At 58.1% G+C, this 13,933-nt stretch carries 11 protein-coding genes; 4 read left to right on the forward strand and 7 right to left on the reverse strand.

Features of this window, described 5'->3' with window-relative positions:
• Window positions 1-21 precede the first annotated feature (21 nt).
• Both nagB-II and nagK read right to left on the reverse strand, forming a co-directional pair.
• Entirely contained in the window at window positions 22-1,020 is a 999-nt protein-coding gene (gene nagB-II / locus ACNKU7_RS07875; protein WP_418296418.1) for a glucosamine-6-phosphate deaminase NagB-II, read from the reverse strand.
• 89 nt (window positions 1,021-1,109) lie between these two features.
• Window positions 1,110-2,060 (reverse strand): N-acetylglucosamine kinase, encoded by a 951-nt coding sequence (nagK, locus tag ACNKU7_RS07880; RefSeq protein ID WP_418296419.1) that lies wholly within the window; start codon window positions 2,058-2,060, stop codon window positions 1,110-1,112.
• 411 nt (window positions 2,061-2,471) lie between these two features.
• On the opposite strand from nagK, the gene ACNKU7_RS07885 reads away from it, so the two are divergent.
• The 3 genes from ACNKU7_RS07885 (at window position 2,472) to ACNKU7_RS07895 (ending at window position 6,328) form a co-directional block, all read left to right on the forward strand.
• Window positions 2,472-3,851 carry a phosphate ABC transporter substrate-binding protein gene (locus tag ACNKU7_RS07885; RefSeq protein ID WP_418296420.1) on the forward strand — a complete coding sequence of 460 codons (1,380 nt, stop codon included), beginning with the start codon at window positions 2,472-2,474 and terminating at the stop codon, window positions 3,849-3,851.
• A gap of 93 nt (window positions 3,852-3,944) precedes the next feature.
• The gene (locus ACNKU7_RS07890) at window positions 3,945-4,838 is read left to right on the forward strand and encodes a DUF6279 family lipoprotein (RefSeq protein ID WP_418296421.1); all 894 of its coding nucleotides are present in this window, start codon (window positions 3,945-3,947) and stop codon (window positions 4,836-4,838) included.
• A gap of 215 nt (window positions 4,839-5,053) precedes the next feature.
• Window positions 5,054-6,328 (forward strand): aspartate aminotransferase type Ic, encoded by a 1,275-nt coding sequence (locus ACNKU7_RS07895; RefSeq protein WP_418296422.1) that lies wholly within the window; start codon window positions 5,054-5,056, stop codon window positions 6,326-6,328.
• Window positions 6,329-6,473: 145 nt separating this feature from the next.
• Here the strand turns inward: ACNKU7_RS07895 and ACNKU7_RS07900 are convergent, their stop codons facing one another.
• The 5 genes from ACNKU7_RS07900 to mpl form a co-directional block, all read right to left on the reverse strand.
• Window positions 6,474-7,097 carry a lipase family alpha/beta hydrolase gene (locus tag ACNKU7_RS07900; protein ID WP_418296423.1) on the reverse strand — a complete coding sequence of 208 codons (624 nt, stop codon included), beginning with the start codon at window positions 7,095-7,097 and terminating at the stop codon, window positions 6,474-6,476.
• 128 nt (window positions 7,098-7,225) lie between these two features.
• Window positions 7,226-9,850 (reverse strand): efflux RND transporter permease subunit, encoded by a 2,625-nt coding sequence (locus ACNKU7_RS07905; RefSeq protein ID WP_418296424.1) that lies wholly within the window; start codon window positions 9,848-9,850, stop codon window positions 7,226-7,228.
• A gap of 45 nt (window positions 9,851-9,895) precedes the next feature.
• Window positions 9,896-10,168 carry an Rdx family protein gene (locus ACNKU7_RS07910; protein ID WP_418296425.1) on the reverse strand — a complete coding sequence of 91 codons (273 nt, stop codon included), beginning with the start codon at window positions 10,166-10,168 and terminating at the stop codon, window positions 9,896-9,898.
• Between the two features lie 28 nt (window positions 10,169-10,196).
• Window positions 10,197-10,817, reverse strand: coding sequence for a flavin prenyltransferase UbiX (locus tag ACNKU7_RS07915; protein WP_418296426.1), 621 nt, complete (start codon window positions 10,815-10,817; stop codon window positions 10,197-10,199).
• A 32-nt stretch (window positions 10,818-10,849) separates the two neighbouring features.
• Window positions 10,850-12,232, reverse strand: coding sequence for a UDP-N-acetylmuramate:L-alanyl-gamma-D-glutamyl-meso-diaminopimelate ligase (gene mpl, locus ACNKU7_RS07920; protein WP_418296427.1), 1,383 nt, complete (start codon window positions 12,230-12,232; stop codon window positions 10,850-10,852).
• Window positions 12,233-12,558: 326 nt separating this feature from the next.
• On the opposite strand from mpl, the gene ACNKU7_RS07925 reads away from it, so the two are divergent.
• Window positions 12,559-13,827: a 6-phosphofructokinase gene (locus tag ACNKU7_RS07925; protein WP_418296487.1), complete on the forward strand. Its 1,269-nt coding sequence runs from the start codon at window positions 12,559-12,561 to the stop codon at window positions 13,825-13,827.
• Window positions 13,828-13,933 lie beyond the last annotated feature (106 nt).

A 13,933-nucleotide genomic window follows, 5' to 3' on the forward strand; every position in this document is an offset into this window, starting at 1 on the left:
GAATCTACTTCCGCTGGTAACTTAAACGGTCTGAGTTACTTTCTTCAGACCAGCCGGCTCGTCCGGGTTGATACCGCGGCTAACGGCCACATGCGCCACATCGATATAGAAGCGCTGCAACAGAGCCAGCGGTGCCACACGCGGGTGAACGCCCTTGCTCGGCACATGCAGATTGATCAGGGTGCCACCGCGACGGATGATGTCGGCGATCTGCTCGCTGTGAGCCGCGAAAGATTCATCTTCAATCGGTACGTTCACTACGGTGAGTTTCTGCTCGACCAAGGTTACCGGGCCGTGCAGGAATTCTGCGCTGGAAAACGATTCCGCATGAATATTGCAGACTTCCTTAAGCTTCAGGGCCAGCTCACGGGTAATGCCGTAGCCGGGACCGCGTCCCAGGACCACCAGGTTTTTCACTGCTGCCAGATCTTCCGGGCGCAGCTGCACATCGGAATTTACGGAGGCGGACAGAGTTTCCGGCAGTGCTTTTACCGCGGCCTTGAGCTCGTCGTTTTCGGTCCAGTTGGCCACCAGCTGCAACACTGCCGCCAGGGTCGCCAGGTAGCTCTTGGTCGCCGCTACCGCCAGTTCCGGACCCGCCTTCAGGGGAACCATCAGGTCGACGATATCACCGATCGGGGCAGACTCATCGTTCACCAGCGCCACGGTATAGGCACCGGCATCTTTCGCCATCTGTGCCTGGGCCAGGATGTCCGGGCTGCGGCCAGACTGGGAAATCACGATGACCAGAGCGTCTTCCAGCTTCAGCTTCTTGCCGTACACGCTGGACACGGACGGTGCCGCGGCAAACGTCGGAGTACCGGTTTCGATCTCAATCAGATACTTGGCAAAGACACCCGCGTGGTCAGAAGAGCCACGCCCCACAATCATGACGAAACGCGGCGGCTTGTTGCGCAGGCGCTCTCCAAGCTCTGCCATGATGCCGGCATTGCTCTCGAGCTGCTCGGCAATACGCTGGGGGGCCTCGCGGGCCTCGGTTTCCATAACAGTCATAGCCATAGAAGCATCCACCTTGTTCGCCTCAGCGGGAGTCACTGCGCTCATAAATTCTGTCCGTATCTTCTGTGTGTTGTATCGGTAGTGCGCGCTTATCCAAAGAGCGCTTTTGCATCAGCATCTTCAGCTTTGCCTGACTCACTGCTGGCAAGTGCTGCCAGTGAGTGCTGTGCAAAGTAGACGCACCCCAGCTCCGGCGGATCCAATGGATCGGAAACCCGCTCTGCCACATGAGGCTTCAGCCAGGGCTTCAGGCGTGGTGCCAGCCCGCCGATCATGGCCAGGCGAGGAGGCTTGCTTTCCATCAACTTATCTGCGAGATCACTGATATATGCCGCACCATCGCGCATTATCGAGACAGCGACAGGATCGTTGGCCTCTGCACACTCAACCACCGGCACAGCCAGCTTCGCGTACTGACTAGACGGTTTGCCGGCCATCATCTCAATTACGTCATAGGGGTCATCCGTGCCCAGGGAAGCCTGTAGTTGCTGGCGCAATTCAGAGTCCTGAGCCAGCCCTTCCATAGCCATCAACAGGTACTTCACCGCTTCCATCCCCAGCCAGGCACCACTGCCTTTGTCGCCATGCGGGAATCCATGCCCCCCGACAATCACACTGCGACCATCCACCCAGGCGTAACCAACCGATCCGGTACCGGCAATAATGACCGCGCCGTCACCGCCACGATGGGCACCGAGACAGGCAGAATGCTGATCCGTAGTCAGGAACATTTGCTTGAAGGGGTGCGCCCAGGCACTCATTTCATTATAGAGACGAGGCATGTTGACGCCCGCAAGACCGACACCGGCGACGAGTTCGCCGATGGTTTCTGCGGGCAAACCCGCGTCGGCCACCGCGAGCGCGGCCGAGCGCACAATCGAATCAATAGTCTGGGCATAGCCGTGAAGGGGGTTCGCGGGTCCGGAGACTCCGGTTCCCAGCAGGCGGTTGCTAGCGTCATATATGGAGGCACGGCATTTACTGCCCCCCCCATCGACACCAACATAAAGAATGTCTTTGCAATCTCTCAAAGCAACCATTTGTACCGGCCCCTAAGATTTCTATTGTTATTTATCGCCACTGAGTCCCCGCCAGCAAACCTGCTCCCCAGGACATCCAGTCGGCACGCATTGATCCTGCGCCAATATGTGAGAAATACTACAGGACAAATGACAGCGTTGTCATGCCCTTTTTTTAAAAAATATCTCACATTATGACGTTATTCGCGCCATCAACACACTTTGACTTCTGCTATGCGGTCCGGCACCCGCTCATAGACACGCCCACCAAGCTCCTGAGACGCCGCACAATCGCGATCAGTTCAACCACATCGCAATAACTTCGTCACAATTTTCTGCGATAAAGCGCGCGCGCCGCCCTGAGCATAACCGGATTCCACAGCAACCCGTATCTCAGGCATTCACGATAAGAAGGCACAAGAAGGAACTAACATGGCTGTCGCCAGCGCTCGATCACGCCCCTACCGGCCAATTACATCGATTTCGGGGGTTCTACTTTATCTCTTTTCGACCCTACTGGTTGCCGACAACTCAACGAGTACCCTCCCGCCAATCACAGAAAGCGCATCACAGGTTCTTTTCCGCCTGACCGGCTCCAATACGATTGGCGCCGAGCTGGCGCCGCGCCTCGTTGCCAGTTACCTGCAGCAAAAAGGCGCGACGGCAATCCAGCAGCGCAGCGCCCATGAGCAGCACTGGGTAACGGCCCGCCTTAACGGAAGGACGGTTGTGGTTCCAATCGTAGCGCTTGGTTCCAGCACGGGGTTCCAGGCACTGGATGCGGGAACAGCCGATATCGCCATGGCATCACGGAAAATCAAGGATTCTGAACTTGCCGCACTTCGGCGTTTCGGCGACCTCTCCGGTGCACAGGCCGAGCACGTAATCGGGCTGGATGCCCTGGTTGTGGCCGTGCACAAAGACAACCCGGTCTCTCAGCTGTCCCTGGCGCAACTCGCGCAAATTTACCGGGGGGAAATCCGCAACTGGCGGGAGCTCGGCGGGCATGACCTGCCTATACGTCCTCTGCACAGGGACAGCCAGTCCGGCACCCGCGCGACCTTCGACGGCGAGGTTTTCGGCGCCGACCTTCCCGCTCGAGGCCCGGCGACCGAGGTGAGTGGCAACGCCGAAACACGACAGCACGTATTGCAGGACCCCGCCGCTATCGGGTACCTGCCCTTCGCCGATGCCGAGGGCGTACACAAGGTGGCGGTCAGCGCCGGCCAGCTGGCCGCAGTCGTCCCCGATCGAGGTATCGTCGCCACTGAAGACTTTCCCCTGACACGCCGCCTTTATCTTTACAAAAACCCCAGCCGGTATCTTCCCGAAGTGGATGCTTTTATCCACTTCGTTGAATCGCACCATGGCCAGAGTGACGTGGAAAAGGTCGGTTTCATTAACCTGACCCCGAAAGCGCTGCAGCTTGCGCCTTACAGCAATGCGCCGGAAGAGTATCGACAACTTATGGCCCGGGCTTCGCGGTTAAGCATCTCATTCCGCTTCGCGAACGGCAGTACGGAACTGGATAACCGCGCGCTGCGGGATCTGCGCCGCCTGCAACACTTTATGCAGGAACAGGAGGACGGAAATCTTTCCCTGACACTGGTCGGTTTTTCGGACCAGAAATCAAACAGCAATATCGCGGATCTGATCTCCCGCTTTCGCGCACTGAAGGTGCAGGGGGCACTGCTGCGCGATCACGAACTCGGCGACACCAGGGTGCTGGCACTGGGTGCCTTCGCGCCTCTCACCGCGGATCGCATGCAGGGGCCGGTAAAAAACAGCCGTGTCGAGGTCTGGATCAACTGAGTCCAAATATGCTCTGATACGGCACTCGCCCGACGAAAGGGCGTGGCGATAGCTATATTGATCGATACACATAGCGCATCGGCAATCGTATACATGGACACGGCACGCGGCACCGCTTTCAACCTAACCTTGCAGTCTTGCCCGACTCGACTGTATTGGCGTGTATTTTTGCTCGGCGCGGTGCTGTTAATCCTCCTGTCCTCGGGCTGCTCCAGTGTTCGCCTGGTCTACGGCCACCTCGACTGGTGGATGGATCGCAAAATAAACAGCTACCTTGAGCTCGAGGGCGCACAGAAAGACCTCCTGCAACAACGGGTCGATGACTTCCACCGCTGGCACCGCCAGACCCAACTGCCACGCTACGCCGATTTTTTCGAACAGCTTGCCACCGAGGTAAAGGACACCAGCCATATACCGGCAAGACTCAAGCGCATCGAGAAGCAGGTAGATGAGTACTGGGACAATTCAGTAATCATGCTGAGCGATCTGCTGTTGCCACTGGTCTACACCCTGAGCGAGCAGCAAATAGACCAGCTGGAGGAAAACATACAAGAGGAGCGGGAAAAGTCACTCAAGAAGTGGGATAAAGCACAAAAGAAACGGGAAAAGGAATTCCGCAAACAAACCGAGCGCTGGCTGGGTGATCTTACCTCGGAACAGGAAGCAATAATCGACCAGCAGGTAGCTACCAGCACGTTTGACCCAAAGCTGCGCGATGGGCAGCGCCAGCGCTGGTCAAAGGCATTTATCGAGACGCTTCGCACCAAGCCAACGGGCTACCAACAGAGAATCCGGGAGCTGGTGATCAATCCGCAATCCCTGTGGGCCGAAGACTACCGCAAAATGCACGAGCAGCTCCGCGCCCAGGCCATGGCCCTCGCGGAACAGATAGCTCTCAGCGCCACCCCAGAACAGCGCCAACACTTACAGGCCACCCTGCAGGAATACGCGGCAGACTTTCGCGCACTTGCCAACGAGGCTGAATAGCTGTTGGTGACTATCTAAGCCTGGGCGGACACACCCCTTTGGAAAGCAAACGGGCAATCGTTACACTTGCAACATTTATTCCTGCAAAACCCCTGTTTTTTCAGTCTATTTTCGCAAAAAAATCACACAAAACATGACGCCGTCCGCCTGCTGCTGATAAGCTCCCGGCTCGAAATTTTTCACCCGTTCACTTAATGCCTGTAAGAGGAAGATCCGTGCGTATCGAGACTGCCCAACGCGAACAGCTGCAACAGTGGGAAAAGGAACTGGAGCAACAATACCAGCGCATTTGCCAGCACAACCTCAGCCTGGACATTACCCGCGGCAAACCCTCCGCCGACCAGCTCAACCTCTCCGACAACCTGGACGGGATTCTGAACGGTGATTACCGCGCCCCCGACGGCACGGATACGCGCAACTATGGCGGCCTCGAAGGTATTGCTGCCGCCCGCGAGCTGGGTGCAGACATCCTGCAGGTACCGTTTGAAGAAGTGCTCGCCGGCGGCAACAGCTCACTCACGCTGATGTATTACGCCGTATTGACCGGCTACCTGTTTGGCTTTGCCGGCAATCAGCCCTGGAAAAACATGACCGCGCCGAAGTTCCTGTGCCCGGTGCCAGGCTACGACCGCCACTTTGCGATCTGTGAGCAACTGGGTATTGCCCTGGAAACTGTTCCCATGACGGCGATCGGCCCGGACATGGACATTGTCGAGCAGAAGATCCGCGAAGATGACCAAATCATCGGCCTGTGGTGCGTACCCAAGTTCTCCAACCCCACCGGGGTTACCTACAGTGCCGAGACCGTGGATCGCCTGGCCCAGCTTGGCAAATTCGCCAACCCCGGCTTCCGAATTTTCTGGGACAACGCCTACGCCATTCACGACCTCGACCAGCAGGTAAAACTGTCGAATATTCGCGACGCGGCATTGAGCAACGAAACTGCGGACTCTGTCCTCCAGTTTTCGTCCACGTCCAAAGTGACCCACGCCGGTGCCGGGGTATCGTTCGTCAGTGCCAGCCCGGCCAACCTCGCTTCCCTGAAGCAGCAGATGTCAGCCATGACCATCGGCCCTGACAAAGTGAACCAGCTGCGCCACGCGCGTCTGTTCCCGGAATTGAGCCAGCTGAAAGAGCACATGCGCAAGCACGCAGACATCCTGCGGCCGAAATTTGCCTGTGTGCTCGAGCACCTGGACAAGAATTTCTCCGACTCCGATCTGGGTCAGTGGGAATCCCCGGAAGGTGGTTACTTCGTTTCCTTCAATACACGCCCGGGCTGCGCTGCAGAAGTCGTGCGCCTGTCGGCCGAAGCCGGGGTAAAACTGACTCCCGCCGGTGCGACTTTTCCCTATGGCAAGGATCCTGAAGACGTGAACATCCGAATCGCGCCCAGCTTCCCGCCGCTGGAAGAACTGGATACCGCGATGTCAGTCTTTGTCCTGTGTGTGAAGCTGGCCAGCGTGCGCAAGCAGCTGCAATCGCTGTAAGAAAACACCTGCAGCTGTTGCACGGGATATTTTTATCCACCGTGCTGAATAGAAAACCGGGGCCAACGGGCTCCGGTTTTTTATTTTGCTGAGTTCTTCCTTTCCCGCCTAGCCCCGTGCGCAGTATCACAGGCGCAACCAACGCTTAAATCGCCGACTTCAATTCCGTTGTCACAAGCTCAATGACCTTTTTGTCCAGTGGCACCCAGCGATGCAGGCTAACCGGCACCTGATAGGTCTGCCCCAGCGGCAGACAGGAACTCGTGTGGGGCAAGATGGTGAAATCGTAGGGTGTCCAGATTGAGGTGGGTGAGGTGCTTTCCAGGTCTGCTAACTCCCGGTTCAGATCGGAAAGAAACGCACTGCCAATACGCAGCTGCCGGCCGCCTTTATACGGCAGGAAATTCGCCCAGAAGCTGCCAAAGTGCGGACTCGAGAGAGAAACAAATTTGTGCACGTGCTCAGTCCCGCCCATTTTCTGCAGGTAATAGCGGGCCACAATCCCGCCCATGCTGAACCCCACCAGTGCACAGGTACTTCCCTGCTCGGTCACAGTCTCGACCAATTCCCCGAGCTGCTGCGCCAGGGGCTCCAGCCCGTGCCAGGCGCTCACGGGGGTCAGGCGAATATAGTGGGCGCTAAAACCTTCCGCCTTCAGGGCTCCCTGAAGGCGGTGCATGGATCTCCCCCGGTCGAAAATCCCGGGTATCAGAATCGCCACTTTGCCTTTCTGCTTCATGACCGGCGAGGTTTGATTAGCTGCGGACACATCATCCTCATTCCCCAGGGCCCAAACAAAATCGGGCCCGCAAAACCAATTGCGGGCCCGACAAGGGTAAGGTGACTGCGGCAGTGCTGACGACTGCCGTAAACCACCGGGGTACGGCTACAAAGCAATCAGCTCACGCAGGTTTCCGTATCCTCAGCCACTACGGGCTCCCTTCCCTGCTGCACGCTTGCCACCGGCTTCGGCAGCGGCTTGAACAGCACCAGCAACAAGGGCAACAGGGTAAGAGATCCCAAAAGTGCCGCCGTCATCGCGAGCGCCGTCAGCAGTCCGAAGTAAATCGATGGCACAAACTTGGACAGTGCCAGAATCGAGAACCCGGCGATGATGGTGATCGCGGTGTAGAACATGGCGCGGCCGATGGTGGCATGACTGCGATGCATGGTCGCCAGGTAATCGCCGTCCTTCTCGAACTCCTCGCGAAAACGGTACAGGTAGTGGATGGCGTGATCCACACCGATGCCGACCGTGATTGCGGCAATCGTGATGGTCATCATATCCAGCGGAATATTGGCCAGCCCCATACCGCCAAGCACCACACAGGCCGCCAGCATGTTCGGCACCAGCGCAATGATCGCCAGGGACAGGGAGCGGAACAACACCAGGAACATCACCAGAATGCCCGCAAACACCGCGCCAAGCGTCAGGATCTGTGACTTGAACAGGCTCTGCAGCATGTTGTTGTACAGCACCAGCATGCCGGTCTGGCGCACGTCTTCCGCCGCCATTCCCATCTCGGTTTCAGCAAAGGCATAGATACGCTGGATCAATTCATCCCGGCGCAGGTTCGGATCCGTTTCCATGACGCGCATGGTAATACGGGCCTGTTGCTGCTCCGGTGACCAGTAAGGATGTACCAGGACCTGGTTGATTTCCTCCGGCAGGCTCTGGCGGGCAACCGCCAGTTCGAAATCATTCAGGCCACCGTCGTTCAGGTCGCGCGCCACCTTGTACAGGGTGGCCAGTGACTGCACCTTGCCGATTTCCGGCTGCGCCTCGAGGAAGTCGTGCAGTTTCTCTACCTGGTTCAGTCCGGCAACGGTAAACCAATACGCATCTTCACTCTCGGATGCGCCGCCACCGGCCGCAAACGGGTCGTCAGAGGCAAACGGGTCTTCCTCCGCATACGCATCGGCTTCCGCGGCCTCATCATCGGCCTCGTCGCCACCGAAGTCCGCGCCAAACGGATCCTCTTCGCCCTCGAACGCCGGCGCCGACTGTTCAGGCTTGTTCAATACCACATCGAGATTAATGGTGCCGCCGAGTCGCTGGTCAATAACCAACATACCCTGGTAGATCTCTGTGGAATCATCGAAATAGTCGATAAAACGGTTTTCCACTTTCAGCCGGGTAATTCCCACAACGCTGATTACCGCCGCCAGAACAGAGACACCCAGCACGACTCCCTTACGGTTTTCCGCAAAGCGGGAAAACACCTGGGTGAACGCGTGGGAATTATCCTCACCCAATCCACCATCACGCTTTCTCAGCACCATGAGGCTCGCGGGAATGATCAGGAACGAGAGCACCAGAGCCAGGGTCACACCCATGGTCATCATCCAGCCGAAGTCGATTACCGGACGAATGCCACTCACCACCAGCGACATAAAGGCCACCATGGTGGTCAACCCGGTATACAGACAGGGCTTGGCCATAAAAGACACGGTGGCCGATGCCAGTTGGAAGCGATCCCACTCTGGATGCTCGGCGAAGTACTCGCGATAGCGCACCGCCAGGTGGATGGTAACGGCCAGGGTGATGATCAGGAGCAGGGCCACGAAGTTCGCGGAGATTACGGTGAGCCGCCAGTCGAGCCAGCTCAACAGGCCGAGCATCATCACCGCTGTGGTCACACAGGTAGTCAGCGGCAGGAACACCCAGCGCGCCTGGCGGAAGATCAGCAGCAAAGTCACTACGATGAACGCCAGGATGCCCGCGCCGAATACCGCCAGGTCACTCTGGATAAAGGCGATCATGTCGGAAGTAATCATGGTCAGGCCGCCGAGGAACAGCTCCGCACTCCCGTCATAATGCGCCAGGATCTCCCGGACTTCCGTCACCCGTGCACGCGCCGCTTCTTCACCGGCGGTGCGGTGCTCAAGGTATTCGGCGGAAACGGCTTCCAGGCGTTGCGTCTCCTCCGCAGTGAGGCCCTCCTCATTGCGCTTACGACGCAGGCCATCCCGCTCGCGCACCAGATCCAGGCCTTTCTTGTCCAGCTCAAGGTTGAGCATCATGGCGGTGGTCTCGCCATTCGGACTCAGGATCAGGTCTTTGTAAATCGGGCTTTCGAGAAATTCCTTGCGGGCCAGATCCCGATCCACGCCGGGGGATGACAGGGTACGGATACCGTCTGCAACTTCGTTGATGGACAGTTTTGGGCTGTACAGCAGCGGCACATTCAATATCGACTGAACGCCACTCACACCGTTCACCATCGCCAGCTCATCCTGCAGGCGACGCATGGTCGCCAGGGATTCATCACTGAACAGGTCGCCATTCTTGTAGCGATAGGTCACCACAAGGAAATCGCCGGAGTTATAGCGCTCGGAAATCTCGCGGAAAAAATCCAGCGAGTCATCTGTCTCCAGGGTCAGGGAGTCCGCCGACGCGTCCAGCTTGAAACGCGGCAGCCCCGCAGCAGCCGCAACGGTGAGCAGTGCCACCAGCAGCAATACGGTTTTCGGATGTCCGAGCACCAGTTTTTCGTACCAGGTCTTTAAGCCCAACAACATAATGAGTTCGCTTGTCGTTAGAAAATGATTGATTAAACAGCGCAGTTACTTGTCGATGTGTCCGAGATCCCGCTCCGGGAACAGCACATCGCGCACTTTCTGTTTCAGTTCTTTTGGCCCCGGAAATCCACCGTCGCGCTTGCGCTCCCAGATCAACTGGCCGCCGACACGGATTTCAAACACCCCGCCGCTGCCGGGCTTCAGGGCAACCTGATCCAGATCTTCAGCGAAGGTGTACAGCAGTTCCTGAGCCATCCAGGTGGCACGCAGCATCCAGTTGCACTGGACGCAATAGTGAATGGTGACGGTTTTATCCATCACACCCCTCCCGTAACAGGATTAAGTCTCAACTCTGGCCCCAGGCGGGGAGAAGTGTCTGCTCAACATCCAGCTGACTGAGAATCCGCGCAACCACAAAGTCCACCAGATCCTCAACGGTCTGTGGCTTTTGGTAAAAGCCCGGGCTCGCTGGCAGCACCACTGCCCCCATACGGGTCAGTTTGAGCATGTTTTCCAGGTGTATTTCTGAGTAAGGCGCTTCTCTCGGCACCAGTATCAGCTGACGGCGCTCTTTCAGGGCCACATCGGCCGCACGCTCGATCAGGTTGTTGGAGGCCCCGTAAGCTATGGCCGACAGGGTACCGCCACTCGCGGGGCAGATCACCAGGCTGCTGGCCGCCCCGGTACCGGAAGCTACCGGCGAGAACCAGTCCCGCTTGCCAAACAGGGTCAATTGACCAGGCTCTGCGCCGTAGAGTTCCGCGAGAAAAGACGCGGTCTGCGCATCACCTTCCGGCAGTGTCAGTTCAGTCTCGGTATCAATCACCACCCGCGCTGCATCGGAAAGCAGCAACCATACCCGCACCCGGGCGGCCAGCAGGCACTGGAGCAAGCGCAGTCCGTACTGGGCACCCGAGGCGCCGGTTATGGCGAGGGTGACTGTTTTGTGAAAAATCGGCTCAGCCAAAGAGGTATCCGTATCCGCCCCAACCCGAGGGGCTATTTACCGTATTTCTGTTCCAGCGCGCTGATCAGCCGCTGGTGTACACCACCAAAACCGCCGTTGCTCATCACGATCACGTGACTGCCGGGGCCAGACAGTTCGATGACGGATTCTACCGCAGCGTCGATGCTGTGGATAACCTTCGCTGGTACCGTGGAGTGGTGAACCACTTCATCCAGCGACCAGTTCATCCCCTCGGGCTGATACCACAGCACCAGATCCGCGCCGCTGCAGGCGCGGGCAAGCAGGCCCTGGTGGTGCCCCATACGCATGGTATTGGAGCGCGGTTCAATCAATGCGATGACCCGTTCGTTCCCCACTTTCGCCCGCAGGCCGTTGAGCGTGGTTTCGATCGCGGTGGGATGGTGGGCGAAATCGTCGTAAACTCGAATACCCTGAATATCTCCCAGGCACTCCATACGCCGCTTCACCCCACCGAACTTGCCCAGCGCTTCCGCGGTGGTCGCAGGCTCCACACCCACATGGCGCGCCGCGGCAATGACCGCAAGGCCATTTTTCACACTGTGCAGGCCGGTCTGCTGCCAATCCACATGAGCGACAACCTGTCCTTCCAGTTGCACGTCAAAGCGGCTGCCGTCCGCGGCTATGTTGATCGCGCACCAGTCCCCAAGGCGCACACCGTCGGCGTCTTCGGCGGCGAAGCGCTGAACCTCACTCCAGCAGCCTTTTTCCAGCACCTGGGTCACAGCGTCTTCCTGCGCGGCAACGATCAGGCCACCGCCGGGCACAGTGCGCACCAGATGGTGGAACTGTTTCTGGATTGCGGCCAGGTCATCAAATATGTCTGCGTGGTCGAATTCCAGGTTATTGATGATCAGGGTACGCGGGCGGTAGTGGACGAACTTGGAGCGCTTGTCGAAAAAAGCGGTATCGTACTCATCGGCCTCCACCACAAAGAATGGCGTGCCGCCAAGGCGGGCAGAGACATCGAAATTTTGTGGCACGCCGCCGATCAGGAAGCCCGGATCCATACCGGCGTAATCCAGCACCCAGGCCAGCATGCTCGCGGTGGTGGTTTTACCATGGGTACCGGATACCGCCAGCACCCAGCGACCGCCCAGGAAGTGGTCGCACAGCCACTGGGCCCCGGACGTATACGGCAGCCCTTTCTCCAGCACCGCCTCCACCGCCGGATTTCCCCGCGACAGCGCATTGCCAATGATCACCAGGTCTGGCGCCGGCTCCAGCTGCGCCGGATCGTAACCTTCCGTCAGGACTATCCCCGCGCGCTCCAGCTGGGTGCTCATCGGGGGGTATACGTTGGCATCTGAGCCTGTGACCTTGTGGCCTTCGGCGACGGCCAACTGCGCCAGGCTGCCCATAAAGGTGCCACAGATACCTAAAATATGAATATGCATGCCAGTTCGAATGCTCTCTCAAGTGGATACAGGCGACAGGTGAGACCCAAAGTTCACGCAATCATTCCCCCTGTACCCCGGTTACCTCGCATTAAACGCGCGTCGGCGCGCTTATTGCTTTACATACATGGCAGCGACAGGTTTTGCCGCCTGACGGCGGAATTCCAACGCCGCACAAGCTTATCACGGGGATTTACGGCAGTAAGTGTCGAATGTCAGCAATTCCATGCAATTGCCACATGAATACATTAGACTTCGCGCCGCGTGAGGTAGCCGCCAAGAGCCGCCCACAGCGTGACGAAGACGAGATGACCAATAGGATAGACATGTCCAAGAAGAACGCTTTTTACGCGCAATCCGGCGGCGTTACTGCCGTGATCAATGCCTCGGCCTGCGGAGTGATTGAAACCGCCCGCCAGCACGGGGATAAAATCGGCAAGATCTACGCCGGTCTGAACGGGATCGTCGGTGCTCTCAAAGAAGAGCTGATCGACGTGAGCCAGGAGAGCGATGCCACCATTGCCGCCCTGCGCCACACCCCGTCCGGCGCCTTCGGCTCCTGCCGCTACAAACTCAAGAGCCTGGAGCAGAACCGCGCCGAGTACGAGCGCCTGATCGAAGTGTTCAAGGCCCACGACATCGGCTACTTCTTCTATAACGGTGGTGGCGACTCCGCCGACACCTGCCTGAAGATTTCCCAGCTGTCGGAAAAGATGGGCTATCCCATTCAGGCCATCCACATTCCCAAGACTGTGGATAACGACCTGCCGTTTACCGACAACTGTCCCGGATTCGGCTCCGTCGCCAAATATGTTGCGGTATCCACCAAGGAAGCGGCGCTCGATGTAGCCTCCATGTGCGCGACTTCCACCAAGGTATTCATCCTTGAAGTCATGGGTCGTCACGCCGGCTGGATCGCTGCCGCCGGTGCCCTCGCGCAAGAACACGAAGGCGATGCGCCGCACATCATCCTGCTGCCGGAAGTCGCGTTCAATAAAGAGAAGTTCCTCAAAAAGGTTCAGCAGACTGTTGAGGACAAGGGCTACTGCGTGATCGTAGCATCGGAAGGCGCCCAGTACGAAGACGGTACCTTCCTCGCCGATGCCGGCAGCGTCGACGCCTTCGGCCACAAGCAGCTGGGCGGCGTGGCCCCCACGCTGGCCAAAATGGTCAAAGACGAACTGGGCCTCAAGTACCACTGGGCGCTGGCAGACTACCTGCAGCGCGCAGCCCGCCATATTGCCTCTGCCACAGATGTGGAGCAGGCCTATGCAGTGGGCAAAGCCGCGGTGGAAGCGGCAGTGATTGGCAAGAATGCCATCATGCCCACCATCGAGCGCAACGGCACCTGCACCGCCGACTACAGCTGGACCATCGGCGAAGCCCCGCTGTCTGAAGTGGCCAACGTCGAGAAGTTCATGCCCGAGGAATACATCAGTGAAGATGGCTTCGGCATCACCAAGGCCGGTCGCGACTATCTCGAGCCGCTGATTCAGGGTGAGGATTACCCTCCCTACAAGAATGGGATCCCGCAGTACGCGCGCCTGAAAAAGGTGCTGGTGGAAAAGAAACTCAAAGAAACGTTCAACGTATAAAAACCTGAACGGCAAGCCCCGGATTCCTTCGGATCCGGGGTTTCTTTATTACCCTGCCACTCCTTTCCTGCCCCACCACCGACCACCTCTCCGCCCCGTACCGCAG

Origin of the sequence: Microbulbifer weihaiensis (assembly GCF_048323715.1) — a bacterium.
Lineage (GTDB): Bacteria > Pseudomonadota > Gammaproteobacteria > Pseudomonadales > Cellvibrionaceae > Microbulbifer.

What these genes read in the sequence shown, in the direction of transcription:
- ACNKU7_RS07890 (WP_418296421.1), top strand. Translation starts at nt 3,945, where the DNA reads ATGGACACGGCACGCGGCACCGCTTTCAACCTAACCTTGCAGTCTTGC.
- mpl (WP_418296427.1), bottom strand. Translation starts at nt 12,232, where the DNA reads ATGCATATTCATATTTTAGGTATCTGTGGCACCTTTATGGGCAGCCTG.
- ACNKU7_RS07910 (WP_418296425.1), bottom strand. Translation starts at nt 10,168, where the DNA reads ATGGATAAAACCGTCACCATTCACTATTGCGTCCAGTGCAACTGGATG.
- nagK (WP_418296419.1), bottom strand. Translation starts at nt 2,060, where the DNA reads ATGGTTGCTTTGAGAGATTGCAAAGACATTCTTTATGTTGGTGTCGAT.
- ACNKU7_RS07925 (WP_418296487.1), top strand. Translation starts at nt 12,559, where the DNA reads ATGTCCAAGAAGAACGCTTTTTACGCGCAATCCGGCGGCGTTACTGCC.
- ACNKU7_RS07885 (WP_418296420.1), top strand. Translation starts at nt 2,472, where the DNA reads ATGGCTGTCGCCAGCGCTCGATCACGCCCCTACCGGCCAATTACATCG.
- nagB-II (WP_418296418.1), bottom strand. Translation starts at nt 1,020, where the DNA reads ATGGCTATGACTGTTATGGAAACCGAGGCCCGCGAGGCCCCCCAGCGT.
- ACNKU7_RS07905 (WP_418296424.1), bottom strand. Translation starts at nt 9,850, where the DNA reads ATGTTGTTGGGCTTAAAGACCTGGTACGAAAAACTGGTGCTCGGACAT.